We start from the raw sequence: 16901 nt of genomic DNA, 5'->3' as shown, positions 1-16901 counted from the left end.
AGGCCCTTGCACGGCAGGCGTTCTGCCCCCCGGCCCCGTGTACGGCAGCAAGCCGTCAACTATGACCGTGGGGATTCTTGTACGGCCATAGCCTGAACACAGGCATACCCGGCCTTCGCCACCCCGCGGACAAGCACGGATCTCACGGATCCCGATGTTGATCACGCCGCCCTGCTCTGCCGGAAAGCATACTGACCAGGCGCCGCCATCCGATACCTGTTGCCGGGGTTATGGGCGATCAACCCCCTGCCGACGTACACTGCGCAATGCCGCAACACATATTGCGGTTCTCCGTCCGCTCCGCTCCGGCTATCGAATCCGGCAACCTGCCCATCTTCCGCAACATCCGGCTATTGCCTGCGCAGCCGTGCCAAGCCATGCGCGTCTTTTCGGCATTTACCGTGTATACCGCAGACAAACCGCGCTTACGACGCCACGGCTGCCGCTCTGGCGCGGCCACCAGACAGTCTCGACGCGCAACAGCTTCATTTTTCGCGGTTTCCGGCCCATGCTGCGGCCTCGTTTTTGCCGCAGCTTCATGCGCGTTGCCATTCCCCTTTACGGCAGCAACTGCACCAGCTTCTGCACATGGCAATATTACGACGTAAGATTTTCACTTCCACAATATCAATATTGCGCAATATCCCTGCCAGAAGCCCCCTTTTTTGCCGCTTTTGCTTGCCATTATTATTGTTTTCGCGTAACCCGTGAGAAAATGCGCAGCGTAGTTTCTTTGTTGCGGTTATGACGTCTCCCGCGGCCCTGCTCTTTTTCAGGCGTATTTCTTTGGGCGGCCGGGGCAACAACGCAACAATATGCAAGTTCACGCTTCGCACAGGAGGAGACATGGCGCGCAAAACTGCTATTAGTGAAAGCCTGCTGAGCATTGCGGACATATCCCGCCATTTTTCCCTCCCGGAATCCACAACCCGCTATTACTGCAAGCGCTTTGCCGCCTTTATTCCCAGTGTGGGTGAAGGCAGAAGACGCCGCTACCGCCCGGAAACGCTTGAGGTTATCGCCGCCATACTTGAGCAGATGCAAAAATCCCGCACTGCGGCTGCTGTGGAAGACGCCCTTCTGGCGCGCTTTCCGCGCAATGCTGTGGCACTTGCGGGCAATACCCCGCTTCAGGCCGCTCAACCGCCCGCCCAGGATTTTTTTCCTTCAGCAGCATTGCAGTTGATGGAGCGGCAAGCCACGGCGCTGGAAGGGATTGCGCAGTTGCTGCATGCCGTTGTGGAACGCCTGCCCGCACAGGCAAGCCAGACAGCTTCCGGTGCTGCCGGTGCTGACGGGCAAAATGCGGACTTGCGGCAAGAGCTGGACACCCTGCGCCTGTTGCTCCACTCATCTGAAAAAACGCAACAAGCTGACCTTGAACAACTACGGCAATGGATGGGACGTGTCGTCCGCAGCAGAGGCACTGCGGATACCCCGGCTGAGGCCACAGGCCCAGCGACAAAGCATGGAAAAACCACTCCCGGCTACGGCTAGCCGTAGCTGCCCATCCCCCCAGTTGCAGCAACCTGTGCACAGGTTCCGCAGCAAGCCAGCTCTGCACAGAGCGCCCCCCTCCCTCGCGTACACCTCGCATCAGTTTTCAGCCGTAGCCGGCACCTCGCCATTGCAAGGCAGGGGGACCGTGCGCCTTGCGTTTCTACCGGCACTGGCGCAACGCAGCCTTTTTTTCTCCACTCGCCATCACAGCGGTATATGAAAGGCCTCAACTGCGCCCCTGCCATAATACCGCCCCCACCACCACATACACAGCGGGCGCACCGTCAAAAGCAGCGCGCCATAACGGCCTTGCATTCCTGTGGCAGTACCCGGCAACAGCGACCGGCAGGCCGCGCACTTCAGCCTTGCGCGACCGGATCGGGCTGTAATGCCCTTACGTCAAACAGCTTTTCCACATCCCGGAACGCCCAACGACCGCAGCGCCTCACCTGCGGCCCCGCATTGGCCACGGCCCTCTCACACGCCGTGCAAAAGACAAAGACCCCACGCATTTCTGCGAAGGGCCTTTATGAGAAACCGATGTCTTTTCGGTTGCGACAGATGTTTACGGCAAGAACTTGTATCAGAGGTTTATCGGCCGCTTGCATCAGGGGCCTGCACATAAGGGCGACGCCGACTATCCGGATTTATCCTCTGCTGTAGCCCTGCTCTGCCCTTTTTGGCAGAAAGCAAACCATTTTCAGGATACCATCTTGCGTTAACAAAAACTCTGCGTTTTATTTTGCGGGCTTGTTGTCTGCCTGACTTTTAGCCATATCAACTGCCCTTTTGAAAAGATCGGGCGGCAGCGCTCCACGGACGACCAGGTCGTTGACCAGGAAGTACGGTGTTCCTTCCACGCCCAGTTTTTGCGCGTCCTGCTGGTCTTCATCCATAATATCCGAAACTTTTTTGCTGTGTACGTCTTTGGCAAGGCGCTTCATATCCACGCCAAGGTCCTGGGCGGTCTTTTTCAAAAAAGTTTCACCTTCGGTCACAAGCCGATTTCTGTCAGCAAAAAGCGCGTCATGAAACTTCCAGGCTTTTTCTTCGCTCTGCTGGGCTACGGCAAGAAAATATCTGGATGCGATGCTGGCCGGGCCTTTCTCGTCCAGCGGCAGGTTTTTGAATACCAGGCTCACGTCCTTGCCATACTCCTTCATGATGCCGCTCACCGTGCCTGCGGCCTGTTGGCAGAAATGGCAGGTAAAATCAGAAAATGCGACTATACGCACCTTGGCATTTTTTGCCCCAAGCACAGGGCGCCCTTCCACCTTGACGGGCTTGGGCGTTTTCATTTCCTGGTTCCACTGCGCTTCAAGGCTGCGCTGGCGGCGCAGGTTTGAACCCTGCTGCGCAATATCAAGCACGGCTTCGCTATGCTTGCGCAGCACGTCCATGACAAGGTCCGGGCGCTCCTGAAAAAGTTTTTCCAGTAGCTGCGGCAGATTTTCTTCCGTCACCTGAATGGATGCAGCCTGTGCAGGCTGCTGCGCCACGGTTGACCACCCCAGAAAAGTCATCAAGCCCAAAAGGGCCATTGCCCCTGCTTTTTTCAGTACAGTCATAAAGCATCCTGTAAGCGTCTATCAAGACGGATTATTTGCGCCACCCTGCTCTGCCTCAAGCTGGCATTGCGTTGCGGCATCTTCAATTTTAAACAGCAGTTCATCCAGGTCAACGGGCTTCATCAGATAGCCGAAAGCCCCTTCGCTCATGGCCTGCACGGCCAGTTGCATATCTGCATGGCCGGAAAGAAGAATGACCTGCGTACACGGCCAGAGCCTGTGAATTTTTTGCAGGGCGCTCATGCCGTCCATAACGGGCATTTTCACATCCATGATAACAACATGATACGCCGTGTCTTCCATCGCGTTCAGGGCCAGTTGCCCATTCGCGGCCGTGGCGCACTCGTAGCCTCTGCGGCCCAGCCGTTTGGCCAGGATGCGTGTGACTTCTTCCTCGTCATCAACCAGAAGGATCTTTTTAAAACCCATACACGCCTACCATCATGTTCAGTATGTTCAGAAACGTCCCTATTTTACCCTGCAAACACGCTGGGGGGCAAGGCTCCGGCTATGAAAATTTTAACTTTTTTAGCTTTGCAGTCTATTTTTTTTACACCTTGACGGTACACGCTCTCTCTTTTAATAACTACACAATGTGCTGACGTGTTTTTTACAAATGTTTCATGTGAAACGTTCAAAAACAGGCTCGTCGCACGGCTTGTCTGCACGCAAAGACCGGCAGACGGCAATTTTACACCACTGCCCTTTCGGCGGGGAGGCTTTCATGGCTCGCATTATTTCCATTGCCAACCAAAAAGGCGGCGTGGGCAAAACCACCACGGCCATCAACCTGTCCGCGGCGCTGGCCGTTATGGAGAAAAAAGTGCTGCTTGTTGACTGTGACCCACAGGCCAACAGCACCAGCGGACTTGGCCTACAGCAGGAAAATCTGCACGGCGACCTGTACAACACATTTTATGAGCCGGAACAGGTACGCCAGAATATCGCCAAAAGCCGATCGCCGTTTTTGGACATCCTGCCCGCCAGCACAAATCTTGTAGCCGTTGAACTGGAACTGGTAGACAAGATGGCGCGCGAATTTTATCTGAACGAATGCCTCAAGGCCGTTCAGAAAGATTATGAGTACATAATACTGGACTGCCCCCCTTCGCTGGGCCTGCTTACCCTCAACGCCTTGTGCGCCTCCAGGGAACTGCTTATTCCGCTACAGTGCGAATTTTTTGCGCTTGAAGGCATCGTCAAGCTGCTGCAAACCTACGAACAGGTGAAAAAACGGCTCAATCCGGAGCTTTCACTGCTGGGCGTGGTCCTGACGATGTATGACACACGCAACCGCCTCACGCGCGAAGTAAAAAATGAAGTGCGGCGCTGCTTTCCCGACCATCTTTTTGAAACGGTCATCCCGCGCAACGTGCGCCTGTCTGAAGCGCCGAGCCACGGCAAGTCCATCATCCATTACGACATCAAATCCAAGGGCGCGGATGCCTACCTTGGGCTGTCAAAAGAAGTGGTGCTGCGGCGGCCCTCAAAAAAAAGCACGGTGCTGCAGTAAGCCGGTAGTACCGCCTACGGCGCTGCGGACAAAAAAAGCAGGACCCGCGCGCTTGATGCATGCGGGTCCTGACAGCCGGAAATGGCGAAGAGGCGAAATGGAAAGGGCTACTCCGCCTTGGGAGTGGTATGCTCCACCGCCACATGCTTGTGAAAATGCTTTTTCCTGATTGTCGTGCGGCAGCATTTGCAAAGAAAAACAAGCAGCCCGCCGATATTGGCGTTGGTCAGCAGAAAAGGCTGCGCAGGGTCTGTACGCCAGTCATCGGTTTTTGCGCCGCAATGGGGGCAAGCCACGTCAGGTGTATAAGGATATTTAAAATCCCAGTACTGCAAAAGCTGTTCAAAACCTTTAAGAGGCGCTTCTGCCTGCACAAGGGGCTTGTCCGCCGGCTGACAGCTTATATGGTTGCGAATCTTTGGCTCGATCTGTTCCCAAAGTTTGTACGAAAGCTGCACAGCTTCCACATTGCCTTTGGCGTCAGTGACATAGCGTAGCTCGGGATGCTCAAACATTGACCTGTCCTTTTGCTTGCCTGCGGCACGGCCGGGCGCGGGCTTGGGGCCGCAGACTGTGCGGCTGGATGCCCCGGCGGCTCACGCCGGGAAAATAGTATGGCCGTGGCATGCCGCAGGTTGCCGTGTCACGGACAGCCTTGTCAAGGCTCCCGACCTGGCAAAGCACTTTTCATGCTGAAACAGCAACTGAAGGCGTCCGGATGCGGGCGCGAGAACTTATGAGGTGATACATATGAGCGGCAACAAGAAGGGATTGGGAAGAGGTCTGGACGCGCTTTTCGGCGGTTCTGAACCCAAACGCGAGCATGAAGCGGCAAGCAGCACCCTGCCCGTTTCTTCTTTGCGCCCCAATCCGGGTCAGCCCCGCAGGCACTTTGACGAAAACGCCCTGCGTGAACTGGCGGCCTCCATCAAGGCTCAGGGCATTATCCAGCCCCTGCTGGTGCGCCCTCTCGCAGGAGGCGAAGCCTACCAGATTGTGGCTGGTGAGCGCCGCTGGCGGGCCGCGCAGATGGCCGGTCTTGATACTGTGCCCGTGTATATCCGTGAGTTGAGCGACAAAGAGGTTATGGCCGCCGCGCTTATTGAAAACCTGCAACGCGAAGACCTGAACCCCATTGAAGAAGCCGAGGCCCTTCAGGCTCTGCGCGAGGCTCTGGACCTCACGCAGGAAGAACTGGCGGCACGCCTTGGCAAAAGCCGCCCGGCCGTTGCCAACGCACTGCGTCTATTGCAGTTGAGCGCCGCCGCGCGAGAAAACCTTCAGGCCGGGCGCATCAGCGCCGGGCATGCCCGCTGCCTTCTTGGCATTGACGAACCTGCCGCTGCCGAAGCGCTGCGCCTGCGCATACAAAGCCACGGCATGACCGTGCGTGAGGCAGAAGACGCCGCAGCCTTCTGGCGCGGCAACTCCGCCCTCCCCTGGCTGGAAGAAGAAAAACAAGACCGCAAAACCGCGCCACAAAAAATTTCACGCAAGAAAAGCCCGGCATTCAAGGTGCTGCAAAAAGACCTGAGCAGCGCCCTTGGCTGCGCCGCCAGAATAAGCGGCGACGAAAACGGCGGGCGCATTTCATTGAATTACACCAACAAGCAGGAACTAGACGCGCTGCTGGAAAAATTCGGCGTGGCCCTTGAAGGCGAATAGCGCAAGCATACTTTGAACTGGCGTTGGCAGCTCGCAAGCTGGCGGCCATCACAAGAAATATGCGCAAATTGCCTGCATGCTTGCTGAGGGCGTATCGAATCGCATAAATGGATGGCCCTGTGCGGCAGGCGACAGACCACGACAGCCAGCGCATGTCAGAGTGTACCAGTGCCAAGCTTGCCCCGCCCGCACCGGCGGGTCAAAAAAGACAATAAAGGCATTGCACACAAAACACCCTGAAGCACATTCAAAAACCGCATTGCGCATACTACAGACAGGCCCCGGGCGGGATATACCGTCCAGGGCCTGTTTTACCATATTTATACGCCTGTTATGGCGAACAATCGTATCCGCCCTACCAGACCAGCAAAAGCCCGAACCCCCTGCCCCTCTTTTACCCTCAGCCTTTCTTGCGCAGCACAGCGCCAAACATTCCCTCAAGCCAGGGGTGGCTGTGTTCTGTCTGCCACTGACGCTCAACTGTCAGATCAGAATTTTTTTCAAGCAGTTGGCTCACAGCACATTCGTTTTCCGCGGGGTTGAGGGTGCAGGTTATGTAGGCCAGTTCCCGGCCCGGCTGCAATATATCGGCAAGCGCGCCCAGCATGTTTTGCTGCAGGACTTCAAGTTCAGCAAGATGCTGCGGTTCCCGTCTGCGGATATCCGGCCTTCGGGCCAGCACTCCCAGGCCGGAACAGGGCGCGTCCACCAGGATGTGGCCGGGCCATCGGACTACCGGAGGTCTACATGCATCAGCCAGGCAGTGCGGCGGTACAGGCAGCCCCAGTGTTACGCTCTGGGCGGGCAGCCCCCGCAAACGCGCAAAAGAACGGTCCGTGCACAAGCCCACCGGTACACCCCACTCCATCAGGGCCGCGCTTTTACCGCCATGCCCGGCGCAGGCATCCCACACCGGCTCATGCCAGCGGTCGAGGCCAAGGGCAAGCAAAGCCTGCTGTGATCCCGCCGATTGCCAGCTTAACGCTCCCCGCGCCTGCCATTGCCGCAGGTCAAGGCCAAGAGCCTCACGCGGCATGGTTCCCGGCGCAAAAGCAAGGCCCCACGTCCCTAGGGCAACAGGCGCGTAACCTTTGCCCTGCCTTGCATGAGATTCATCTTTATCTGCAATATCAGCATGATAATCTGAAAAATCTGGTTTTCCCGTCCCGTTTTCCTGAGTGGCCGCGCCGGATAATCCGGCCATCGCAGGAGCGCATTCTGCCACCTGCGGAGCCGTCAAAGCCGCGTACAGGGCTGCGGCATCAGTATGGCGGGCATTAATCCGCAATGCGGACCAGGGCCGCTCAAAAGAGCGCTGCATGAGCCTCAGCGCCGCCTCTTCACCGTAGGCGGAGCGCCAAAGCTCACCAATCCATAAGGGGGTGGAATAAAATATACATTGCCCCAAAAAACTGTTTGGCCCGCCCGCGCCATGCCGGTGTTTTTTTGCACCCGGCTGCCTCTCATAAAAGGATGGCTGCGTCAGTTCCTCTCCCATGCGCTGCAAAGACCGCAATGCGCCGTTGGCTACCCGGGCCAGCCCCTGCCCAAAAAGCGCTCGGGCCTGCTCCACTGCTTCATAAACAACGGCATGAGACGGAACCTTGTCCTGAAACAGCAGGCCGTATACAGCCAGTGCCAGCAGTATCTGCATGGGGCGCGGCAAGCCCTGGGGCCTGGGCAACACTTTACCCAGCAAAAAATTCAGTCGCAGTTCTGTACGCAGGCAACCATATACAAGTTCAGTGCAGAGCGCCCTGTCCTGCGCTGAAAGGCCCTGGCACCTGCCGGCATTTTCGGCACGGCTCTTTTGGCGCGAGCTATCCGGAGTCCCGTGCGCTACAGGACCGTCCAGAACAGCCGCAAGAGCCTGCTGGGCGCTCAGCCCGTCATCAACCAGCAACAGCCCCCGCAAGGCAGATGTGCGGCCGTTACAGGGCAGCTTACGCAACGATATGTTTCTGCTCATGCTCTGCCCTCTCCATCAGGTATTACCGCATCGGCAGACGGGCATTTTTCGCCTGCCTGTCCGTGTGCCGCCATATGTTCAAGCCCAAGAAACAGCCGCACGGCATCCTCGAGAGCCGTCAGCGGAACAAGGGTATCCAGACAGGGACCGTTGGGCCGCATGTTCAGCACACCAAAAACCGGCAAGGGATAGCTGTCCTGTATGCCCGAGGTAAGATCGCGCTCGCAGGCCACGGCAATGATGCAGCGCGGCCTGGTCTGCACCACGATGCGGCGCGCGATGGTTCCGCCGGTGGCTATGGCAAGCCGTATGCCGTACCTGTCGCGCAGGTGCAGCAGATCCCCCACAGGGCATTGCCCGCACCGGCGGCACAGGTCGGCATTATGCACCAGGCGATGTGGGCACGATGAACGTTGCACACAATGGGGCAGCAGTAAAAGCAGTTCTTTGGGCTGCACCGCCCTGCGGCAGGAAAGCACCAGTTCGTTATTGACCTTGATAAAGCTGCGCCGCACCTTGCCGCGCTCTATACCCACAAATTTTGCCAGCAGTTCCATAAGCGGAAAGAACAGGCGGATGGTGATGTGTCGCACGCTGCGCGCGCCGGGCAGCGCCTTGCCGGTATAAATGTGAAACACCAGCATGAGGCACAGCCACATGAGCGCCCCTATGCTCACAAGGCCCACCGTAATGCTGAGGCGCTCAAGCCAGACCATGCCGTCCAGCAGGTCGGTCCAGGGCAGGATGAGAAAAACCGCCAGCCCAAGACAGACCACCAGGCAGGATGCCAGCATGAGTCCGATAAAGATGCGCTTGCGCGCGCCTCCATATTGTTCGGGCGGCAGCGAGAAGGGAGATTTACGCAGCTTCATGAAACCTCGGGGGAGCATAGCGGGCATGAAAAAGGCCGGTAAAAAGGCCCGGTTTGAAGAAAAAAGGGCATATGGCTTTTTTTACGCCTCACAAGGGCCAGGCGCAACAAAGAGCCTTTGCCCTTCCCACCATACGAAAAAGAAAAAAAAGAGGCCCCAATAAGCCTCACCGGGGCAGGTCAACTTTGAGGCAGTGTCGTGACTGAAGGACACTGAAAGGCGCGGCTCTGGTCCCCCGGCTCAGGTCAGGAGAATTTTTCTCACAGACGCAAACCAGGAACTGTCTCTCCATAATTCTTTTATCCACCGGGCTGCATCAAAAGGCCATTTTTTACTCCGGTCATGCACCGCAAGAGTGCACTCCTTTCGTAAAAACTCCCTTTCCCTTGCCCTGGCGCAAAATCATTTTTTTTGGAGACAGCCCCTGGAACAAAAATTTTGGGCGGTGGGGTCGTAGGGGATGAGGCCCTTTTGCAAAAGGGCCTTCCCCACAAAAAATATCACTAATAAAATACTCTGGACACGGCCTGAGGACAAAGCCCTACAAAGACTCTTCCGGCGATCGCGCCTCGCCGCACACGCCCTGCGGCAGATTTTTTAAACTGCCGTTAAGCAGATCACGCACCGGCATGTCCTTGCGGCCTTCAGGCCGCACCATGCCCAGGGCGTACCAGAGGTCGCCGCAGGCAATGCTGATGCCCTGCCCGTCATGCCGCACGCTACCCGGTGCGGAATCTGCGGCAGGTTCTCCGATTGTTCCAGGTGAAACAATCAGCGGCATGCTTTGGGCCGCAAAGTCTGTTCCTGCATCCAGATGCAACACAGTGCGCGCGCCGGGTTTGGGGGTAACCCCGCGTATCTGCGCGTGAACTTCAGCCGCGCTGCGCGTCCAGTTTATATAGCCGTCACGCTTGCCCAGCTTGGCCGCATGGGTGGCGAGGCTTTCATCCTGCTCCACAGCCACCGCCCTGCCCTCCATCAGGTCATCCAGAACGGCGACAAGCAGCTCCGCGCCCATCTGCGCCAGGGCATCATGCAGGCTGCCTGAAGTATGCTCACCAATCAGGGTATCGCTCATGGCATACACAGGGCCGGCATCAAGCCGGCTGCCTATGCGCATTATGGATATGCCCGCTCTGGCCCCGGGCTGCCAGCCTTCCATAACGGCGCGCTGTATGGGTGCCGCACCGCGCAGGCCCGGCAGGATGGAGGCATGTACGTTGACCGGCGCAAGACGGGGCATATCCAGCACGGCATCAGGCAGAATAAGGCCATATGCGGCCACAGCCAGTACGTCGGGCCTGAAGGCCGCCAGTTCGGCCTGGGCTTCAGCCCCCTTGAGGCTGGCTGGCTGGCAGACAGGAATGCCCAGCTCCAGCGCAAGCTTTTTCACGGCAGACATGGCGAGTTTCTGACCGCGCCCCGCCGGGCGGTCAGGCTGCGTATATACAGCGACAATACGGGCTCGCGGCCAGGCCGCCAGCCTTTTCAGACTGGCGGCCGCAAAGCCGGGAGTACCCATAAACACTATACGGCAGTCTTTCTCTTGAGCCATTTTTTTACCTTGCTGTCGTACAGGCTGCGCCGCAGGCGGCTTACCTTGTCAATAAAGAGTATGCCGTCAAGATGGTCGTATTCGTGCTGCATGACAATGGCGGCAAAGTCTTCCAGATCTTCCTCAATGGCGTTGCCATCAAGGTCAATGGCGCTCAGGTGCGCCTTGCTCATGCGCTTCACGTCCGCCCGGTAGTTCATGGGCACGGAGAGGCATCCTTCCTGCTCACTGATGATCTCTTCGCCAGAGAGCGTCAGCACCGGATTGATGAGCACACGGGGGTTGCGCTCATCCTTCTGCACAGAAGGGTCCATAACCAGCATGCGTATATTGCGCCCCACCTGAGGCGCGGCAAGTCCCACGCCGGGGGCCTCATACATGGTTTCGAGCATGTCAGCGGCAAGCTGGCGGATTTCGTCCGTCACTTCCGCAACAGGCTCGCACACCTCTTTGAGGCGCGGATCAGGATAGGTGACAATATCAAGAATCATAGCTGCTTCCTTGTGCTCCAAGCCTTTCTGCCGGGCTTAGTCCGCCTTTTCCGTCTCGCCGGGCTTGTCAGCCTTGCCTTTTTCACCGGGCTGCTCGCGCAGACGCAGGCCAAGTTCACGCAACTGTTTGGCTGCTACGGGCGAAGGCGCCTCCGTCATGAGGCAGGTGGCCCTTTGCGTTTTGGGGAAGGCAATGACATCGCGAATACTGTTGGCCCCTGCCAGCAACATGATAAGGCGGTCAAGACCGAAAGCAAGGCCACCGTGCGGCGGAGCGCCGTGCTCCAGCGCCTGGATGAGGAAGCCGAACTGGCTTTCGGCCTGCTCGGGCGTGAAGCCCAGAGCTTCAAACATGCGGCGCTGCACCTCACCGGAGTGGATGCGGATGGAGCCGCCGCCCACTTCGCTGCCGTTGAGCACCATATCATAAGCACGGGCGCGGGCGCGGGCGGGATCGCTGGTCATGATTTCCATATGACCGGGGGCCGGAGAGGTAAAGGGGTGGTGGCAGGCCACATAGCGCTTTTCTTCCTCATCATATTCGTACAGGGGAAAATCTGTAACCCAAAGGAAGTTAAAGGTGTTTTCGGGTATCAGGTTCATATGGTCCGCCAGATGCACGCGCAGGTTGCCCAGCGCCGCATTGACCATGCCCGGTTCGCCCGCCTGGAAGAACACAATGTCGCCCACCTGAAGATCCAGCGCCGCGGCAATACCCTTGCGTTCCTCGTCGGAAAGGAACTTGGCAATGGGCGACTGCCATTCGTCGGCCTTGATCTTGATCCAGGCCAGCCCCTGCGCGCCGTAGATTTTCACAAACTCGGTAAAGGCGTCTATTTCCTTGCGGGTCATGCTTTCGCCGCCGGGAACCCTCATGCCCTTGACCAGCGGGGCCGTAGCAAAAAGCTTGAAGCCCGAGCCGCGCACAATTTCGGTAATGTCCACAAGCTCCAGACCAAAACGGGTATCGGGCTTGTCCACGCCGTAGCGGGCCATGGCCTCGTCCCAGGGCATGCGCGGGAACGGCAGGGAAAGCTCCTTGCCCATAACATCCTTGAATACCCGGGCCATGAGCTTTTCAGCCATGCCCATGACTGTTTCTTCGTCCGCGAAGCTCATTTCAATGTCCACCTGGGTGAACTCGGGCTGGCGGTCGGCGCGCAGGTCTTCGTCGCGGAAGCAGCGCACGATCTGGAAATAGCGGTCCATGCCCGCCACCATGAGCAACTGCTTGAAAAGCTGCGGCGATTGCGGCAGGGCGTAAAATTCGCCCGTATTCAGGCGGCTGGGAACCAGAAAGTCACGCGCGCCTTCAGGCGTGGACTTGGTAAGCACGGGCGTTTCCACTTCCACAAAACCGTCTTCATCCAGATGGCGGCGTATGCACTGGGCCACCTTGTGGCGCAGGCGCAGGTTGTCCTGCATGCGCGGGCGGCGCAGGTCAAGATAGCGCCAGGCAAGGCGCAGGTTCTCGCCCGCATCGCAACGGTTTTCAATGGCAAAGGGCGGGGTTTTGGAAGTGTTGAGCAGCTTCCACTCCGTCACCACAACCTCGATTTCACCGGTGACCATGTTGGGGTTCACCATGCCCTCGGGGCGCGGGCGCACCAGGCCCTTTATGGCCAGCACATATTCCGAGCGCAGAATGTGGGCGTTCTTATGTGCTTCCGGGGCGGCATCAGGGCTGAAGACCACCTGGGTAAGACCCGAACGGTCGCGCAGGTCTACAAAAATAAGGCCGCCGTGGTCGCGCCGGTACTGCACCCAGCCCATAAGGCAGACTTCCTGCCCGTTATTGGCAAGGGTCAGTTCACCGCAGGTCTGGCTGCGGTGCCAGTCGCCAAGGCCGGTGATATACTTCTGGTGTTCCTGCTGTACGTCCTGGCCCTGCGCGGCCGCCTGGGCCGTCTGCTCCGCCATCTGGCTTTCTTCAGTCATGTTAGTTGGTTCCCGTTTGCAAAATGTGTAGTGCCTGGGCTTGCGGCACAGTGGTCTGTTCTCCGCTTTCCAGATTTTTTACAACCACAGTGTTCTGGGCCGCTTCGTCCGGTCCCATGATGAGGCAATAACGCGCGCCGGATTTTCCGGCCTGCCGCATAAGGCTTTTAAAACCCGCCTCGCTGAAACTCATCTCGCCCCGCAGGCCCGCGGCGCGCAGGCTTTGCGCCAGGGCATAGCCCTGCGTCCTGCTCTGCGCATCCATGCCTACAAGGTAAAAATCAGCCGGAACAGCCGCCCCGGCGCCCATCATGAGGGCCAGGCGCTCCATACCGGCGGCAAAGCCCACGCCGGGAGCATCAGGGCCGCCGAGGCTCTTGATAAGCCCGTCATAACGGCCGCCGCCCGCCACCGCCGCCTGCGCGCCAATGCTGCCGCTTACCACCTCAAAGGTGGTGCGGCAATAGTAGTCAAGCCCGCGCACAAGCCTGTGGTCAAGCTCGAAAGGCAGATTTTCGCCGTTAAGCAGGTCAAGTACCGTGTCAAAATGCGCCCTGCACTCCGGACAGTTATAGTCCAGCAGCTTCGGGGCCGCGTCGGTAATGGCCCGGCAACCGGGCTGCTTGCAGTCCAGCACGCGCAAGGGATTGGTGTGCACCCTGCGGGCGCAGTCCGCGCAAAGGGCGGCGCTGTCCACGGTTTCAAGATAGGCCAGCAGTGCGTCCTTGAACTTTGGACGGCACTGCGAACAGCCCAGGGAATTGACCTTTAGGGTCAGATCTTCCAGCCCCAGGGCATCAAGAAAACGCAGCAGCATGCTGATAAGGTCGGCATCGGCATACGGGCTGTGCGATCCCAGGCATTCGCAGTTGATCTGGTGGAACTGCCGCATGCGGCCCTTTTGCGGCCGCTCGTAGCGGAACATGGGGCCTGTGGTGAACAGGCGGCTGACAGGCTCCCTGTTGGCAAGGCCACTTTCAATATAGGCGCGCATAACGCCCGCCGTGGCCTCGGGCCGCAGGGTGAGCGACCTGCCCTTGCGGTCGGGAAAGGTATACATTTCTTTTTGCACCACATCGGTTTCTTCACCGATGGAGCGCTGAAAAAGCTCGGTAAACTCCACTATCGGCGTGCGCAGTTCCACAAAGCCGTAGCGGCCGAAAATATCCCGTGCGGTATTTTCCATACGGGTAAAGATGTCGCTGTCCGGCGGGAACATGTCCGCAAAACCCTTGATACGTGCAATACTCATGTCGTCCTCAATAGTGGCGCAATAAGAAAATTTCGCCTTGAAAGTACCCTGACGCTGCACAGGCAGGCGTCCGCAGCGAAGATGCGGACGCCGTTTCAGCCGTTACCAAAAGGCTTGCGGCTGAAGCGCGGCGCTATGTATCTGCGCTGTTAAGGCCACAGCGAGCGCCGTACAGCTTTGAGAATATACATCCCCAAAATCAAAACATCCCGGCGTTCCCAACCCCTGAAATTCGGCCTGGGGCCAGAAATTAGCGTGAACCGCAGGAGCCTTCAAGCTTAAACTTGTCGCCGCATTCCTCGCAAGGCACGGGGTACTCTCCGGTAAAGCAGGCCATGCAGTAATGCTGGGGTTTGCTTACAGAACCCATGAGTCCTTCAATGCTCAGATAATGCAGGGAATCCACATCCAGCTTGCGTTTTATTTCTTCCAGACTGTGCTGCGCGGCAATAAGCTCACCCCGTGATGAAAAATCTATGCCGTAATAACAGGGCGACATGACCGGCGGCGAAGAAATACGTATATGTACCTCTTTTGCTCCCAGTTCACGCAGCTTTTTTACACGGGTCATCATTGTTGTACCGCGCACAATACTGTCGTCAATAATACAGATACGCTTTCCTTCTATCATTTCACGAACGGGATTGATCTTTACCCGCACGCCAAAGCTGCGCATGCTCTGCGAGGGCTGAATAAACGTGCGCCCCACGTAGTGATTGCGTATCATTGCATGCTCGTAGGGCAGGCCCGAACGCTGCGCGAAACCCAGGGCCGGGTAAATGCCCGAGTCAGGAAACGGCATGACAAAATCCACATCCGGCGCGGATTCCATAGCCAGATTCCAGCCCATTTTTTTACGGCACTGATACACCTGCTCGTCAAAAACATACGAGTCCGGCCGGGCAAAATAGATCAGCTCAAAAATGCACTGGGCGGGCTTTTCGGGCATGGGGCCTATGAGGCGCTCACTGCGCACGCTGTTGCCCTCCACTACCACCACTTCGCCCGGCTCCACCGTGCGCACGAACTCGGCTTCCAGCAGGTCAAAGGCACAGGTTTCAGAGGCAAAGACGGGGCTGCCGTTCATGCGGCCAAAGGCAAGCGGATGAAAGCCGTGAGGGTCGCGCACGGCCACCATAACGCCGTCAGCCATGACCAGAAGGCAATAGGCCCCCTGCACCCTGTAACAGGCTTCTTTGACGGCCCCGGGCAGATCATTGTGGCGCAGGGCGCGTACCAGAAGGTGCATGAACACTTCAGTATCGTTGCTGGTAGAAAAAATGGCCCCTTCGTTTTCCAGGTCTTCGCGCAGTTGGGCGGCGTTGACCAGGTTGCCGTTATGCGCCAAGGCAATGGCCCTGCCCTTGTAATTGGCAAGAAAAGGCTGGGCGTTGCCGCTGGACGAGCTGCCAGTGGTGGAATAGCGCACATGCCCCACAGCATGACGCCCCACAAGGCACTGAAGGTCGGCTTCGGAAAACACGTCGGGTACAAGACCCATACCCCTGTGCTCGTGGACGGCCTTGCCGTCAAAGGTGACTATGCCCGCGCTTTCCTGTCCCCGGTGCTGCTGGGCATAAAGGCCGAAATAGGCCAGACGGGCAGCATCGTCATGGTCATAAATGCCGAAAACACCGCATTCGTGCTTAATCATAAGCCTTACTTCTTCAGTTTTTTGCGCAAATGCGCAATGCGATTGTCGATGACCGACGGATTGGGGTATGCGTCGCGCGCCAGTTCAAATTGTTTCAGGGCTTCCGTGCCCTTGCCCAGTTGTTCCAGGGCATCAGCCAGCAGATAGCCGGCCAGCCCACGCAAATTCTGGTCAGGGTCGCTGTCCAGTATCTGCTGCGAAAGATCGGCCACGTCCTGCCAGCGCTCCCGGGCCATATTCTGGTCTGCAAGATCATACATGCACATGATCTTGTCATGGTCCGGCAGGGGCAGACCCAGGCATTGCTGGAGCGTGTCCTCTCCGGCATCGAAACGCCGCAGGCTGAACTGCATGGCTGCCAGACGTCGATGCCCTTCAAGCACCTGCTCCGGCCCAAGGCCGCCAAGCCCTATGTAGGCGTTCCATAAATCCACGGCGCGCTCGTGGCGATGCAGGCTTTCATTAACCTCGGCCATGCGCCGCAGGACGACCGCGCTGCGGGCGTCGTCGTCCATATATTCTTCCAGCATGGTCTCAAGATATTCCAGGCTGGCGCGGGGTTCTTGCCCCGCGGCGTTGACCACCAGCAGCAACTGCTGCCAGGCTTCCCAGCGGTCGTCCGCATTCTGGCTGTCCTGTGCCTCACGCAGATAACGCTCAAGCAGCCTTTCGGCAAGGGACCACTGGCGCTGCGCCACAGCCTCCCTGGCCTGGGAAAGGTCATCGCCCTGCAATACCGGGCTGTCGCAGCCCGCAAAGCCAAAACAGAAACAAAAAGCCACGGCCAATGCAAGCCCGCGCGCACGGCCAGCCAGGGGAAAAAGAGAAAAACCGCGTCCGCCCGAGGGACGTTGCCGTCCTTCAGGTGGACAGGGGGGCAATGCCCCCCTGAAACCACGTTTTTCAACAGTGAAAAACATTATG

Annotated in this window: 14 protein-coding genes; 3 read left to right on the top strand and 11 right to left on the bottom strand. The window is 57.9% G+C overall.

Annotation, left to right across the window (positions count from 1 at the left end; translation table 11 throughout):
- The first annotated feature begins 846 nt into the window (after positions 1 to 846).
- Positions 847 to 1497, top strand: a complete 651-nt coding sequence (locus tag QZ377_RS00380; protein WP_291438521.1) for a MerR family transcriptional regulator — start codon at positions 847 to 849, stop codon at positions 1495 to 1497.
- Between the two features lie 740 nt (positions 1498 to 2237).
- On the opposite strand, the gene QZ377_RS00375 is transcribed toward QZ377_RS00380, so the two are convergent.
- Positions 2238 to 3068: a thioredoxin domain-containing protein gene (locus QZ377_RS00375; RefSeq protein WP_291438519.1), complete on the bottom strand. Its 831-nt coding sequence runs from the start codon at positions 3066 to 3068 to the stop codon at positions 2238 to 2240.
- 21 nt (positions 3069 to 3089) lie between these two features.
- Positions 3090 to 3497: a response regulator gene (locus QZ377_RS00370; RefSeq protein ID WP_291438517.1), complete on the bottom strand. Its 408-nt coding sequence runs from the start codon at positions 3495 to 3497 to the stop codon at positions 3090 to 3092.
- A gap of 295 nt (positions 3498 to 3792) precedes the next feature.
- On the opposite strand from QZ377_RS00370, the gene QZ377_RS00365 reads away from it, so the two are divergent.
- Positions 3793 to 4581 (top strand): ParA family protein, encoded by a 789-nt coding sequence (locus QZ377_RS00365; RefSeq protein WP_291438516.1) that lies wholly within the window; start codon positions 3793 to 3795, stop codon positions 4579 to 4581.
- 107 nt (positions 4582 to 4688) lie between these two features.
- Here the strand turns inward: QZ377_RS00365 and QZ377_RS00360 are convergent, their stop codons facing one another.
- Positions 4689 to 5096 carry a hypothetical protein gene (locus QZ377_RS00360; protein WP_291438514.1) on the bottom strand — a complete coding sequence of 136 codons (408 nt, stop codon included), beginning with the start codon at positions 5094 to 5096 and terminating at the stop codon, positions 4689 to 4691.
- Positions 5097 to 5331: 235 nt separating this feature from the next.
- Between QZ377_RS00360 and QZ377_RS00355 the strand changes: the two genes are divergently transcribed.
- Positions 5332 to 6246 carry a ParB/RepB/Spo0J family partition protein gene (locus QZ377_RS00355; RefSeq protein ID WP_291438512.1) on the top strand — a complete coding sequence of 305 codons (915 nt, stop codon included), beginning with the start codon at positions 5332 to 5334 and terminating at the stop codon, positions 6244 to 6246.
- A 400-nt stretch (positions 6247 to 6646) separates the two neighbouring features.
- Here the strand turns inward: QZ377_RS00355 and QZ377_RS00350 are convergent, their stop codons facing one another.
- From QZ377_RS00350 to QZ377_RS00315, 8 genes are all read right to left on the bottom strand, one after another.
- The gene (locus QZ377_RS00350) at positions 6647 to 8215 is read right to left on the bottom strand and encodes a transcription antitermination factor NusB (protein WP_291438509.1); all 1569 of its coding nucleotides are present in this window, start codon (positions 8213 to 8215) and stop codon (positions 6647 to 6649) included.
- Entirely contained in the window at positions 8212 to 9087 is an 876-nt protein-coding gene (locus tag QZ377_RS00345) for a DUF116 domain-containing protein (protein WP_291438507.1), read from the bottom strand. Before QZ377_RS00345 ends, QZ377_RS00350 begins: the two co-directional genes overlap by 4 nt.
- A 541-nt stretch (positions 9088 to 9628) precedes the next feature.
- The gene (fmt, locus tag QZ377_RS00340; RefSeq protein ID WP_291438505.1) at positions 9629 to 10642 is read right to left on the bottom strand and encodes a methionyl-tRNA formyltransferase; all 1014 of its coding nucleotides are present in this window, start codon (positions 10640 to 10642) and stop codon (positions 9629 to 9631) included.
- Positions 10615 to 11133, bottom strand: a complete 519-nt coding sequence (gene def / locus QZ377_RS00335; RefSeq protein WP_291438503.1) for a peptide deformylase — start codon at positions 11131 to 11133, stop codon at positions 10615 to 10617. The genes fmt and def overlap by 28 nt, the downstream gene beginning before the upstream one ends.
- Positions 11134 to 11169: 36 nt before the next feature.
- Positions 11170 to 13071, bottom strand: coding sequence for an aspartate--tRNA ligase (gene aspS, locus QZ377_RS00330; protein ID WP_291438502.1), 1902 nt, complete (start codon positions 13069 to 13071; stop codon positions 11170 to 11172).
- Between the two features lies 1 nt (position 13072).
- Positions 13073 to 14323, bottom strand: a complete 1251-nt coding sequence (gene hisS / locus QZ377_RS00325) for a histidine--tRNA ligase (RefSeq protein WP_291438501.1) — start codon at positions 14321 to 14323, stop codon at positions 13073 to 13075.
- Between the two features lie 250 nt (positions 14324 to 14573).
- Positions 14574 to 15977 (bottom strand): amidophosphoribosyltransferase, encoded by a 1404-nt coding sequence (purF, locus tag QZ377_RS00320; protein WP_291438499.1) that lies wholly within the window; start codon positions 15975 to 15977, stop codon positions 14574 to 14576.
- Positions 15978 to 15982: 5 nt separating this feature from the next.
- A complete protein-coding gene (locus tag QZ377_RS00315) occupies positions 15983 to 16897 on the bottom strand; it encodes a hypothetical protein (RefSeq protein WP_291438497.1) in 915 nt (304 codons plus the stop codon).
- Positions 16898 to 16901 lie beyond the last annotated feature (4 nt).

The sequence above is a fragment of the Desulfovibrio sp. genome, assembly GCF_019424165.1.
Lineage (GTDB): Bacteria > Desulfobacterota > Desulfovibrionia > Desulfovibrionales > Desulfovibrionaceae > Desulfovibrio.
This window is presented reverse-complemented; position numbering and strand designations above follow the sequence as displayed.

Bases quoted from the DNA above. Each gene is read 5' to 3' on its own strand.
- QZ377_RS00370 (WP_291438517.1), bottom strand. From the start codon at position 3,497: ATGGGTTTTAAAAAGATCCTTCTGGTTGATGACGAGGAAGAAGTCACA.
- fmt (WP_291438505.1), bottom strand. From the start codon at position 10,642: ATGGCTCAAGAGAAAGACTGCCGTATAGTGTTTATGGGTACTCCCGGC.
- QZ377_RS00375 (WP_291438519.1), bottom strand. From the start codon at position 3,068: ATGACTGTACTGAAAAAAGCAGGGGCAATGGCCCTTTTGGGCTTGATG.
- aspS (WP_291438502.1), bottom strand. From the start codon at position 13,071: ATGACTGAAGAAAGCCAGATGGCGGAGCAGACGGCCCAGGCGGCCGCG.
- QZ377_RS00355 (WP_291438512.1), top strand. From the start codon at position 5,332: ATGAGCGGCAACAAGAAGGGATTGGGAAGAGGTCTGGACGCGCTTTTC.
- def (WP_291438503.1), bottom strand. From the start codon at position 11,133: ATGATTCTTGATATTGTCACCTATCCTGATCCGCGCCTCAAAGAGGTG.
- QZ377_RS00365 (WP_291438516.1), top strand. From the start codon at position 3,793: ATGGCTCGCATTATTTCCATTGCCAACCAAAAAGGCGGCGTGGGCAAA.
- QZ377_RS00345 (WP_291438507.1), bottom strand. From the start codon at position 9,087: ATGAAGCTGCGTAAATCTCCCTTCTCGCTGCCGCCCGAACAATATGGA.
- purF (WP_291438499.1), bottom strand. From the start codon at position 15,977: ATGATTAAGCACGAATGCGGTGTTTTCGGCATTTATGACCATGACGAT.
- hisS (WP_291438501.1), bottom strand. From the start codon at position 14,323: ATGAGTATTGCACGTATCAAGGGTTTTGCGGACATGTTCCCGCCGGAC.
- QZ377_RS00380 (WP_291438521.1), top strand. From the start codon at position 847: ATGGCGCGCAAAACTGCTATTAGTGAAAGCCTGCTGAGCATTGCGGAC.
- QZ377_RS00360 (WP_291438514.1), bottom strand. From the start codon at position 5,096: ATGTTTGAGCATCCCGAGCTACGCTATGTCACTGACGCCAAAGGCAAT.
- QZ377_RS00350 (WP_291438509.1), bottom strand. From the start codon at position 8,215: ATGAGCAGAAACATATCGTTGCGTAAGCTGCCCTGTAACGGCCGCACA.
- QZ377_RS00315 (WP_291438497.1), bottom strand. From the start codon at position 16,897: ATGTTTTTCACTGTTGAAAAACGTGGTTTCAGGGGGGCATTGCCCCCC.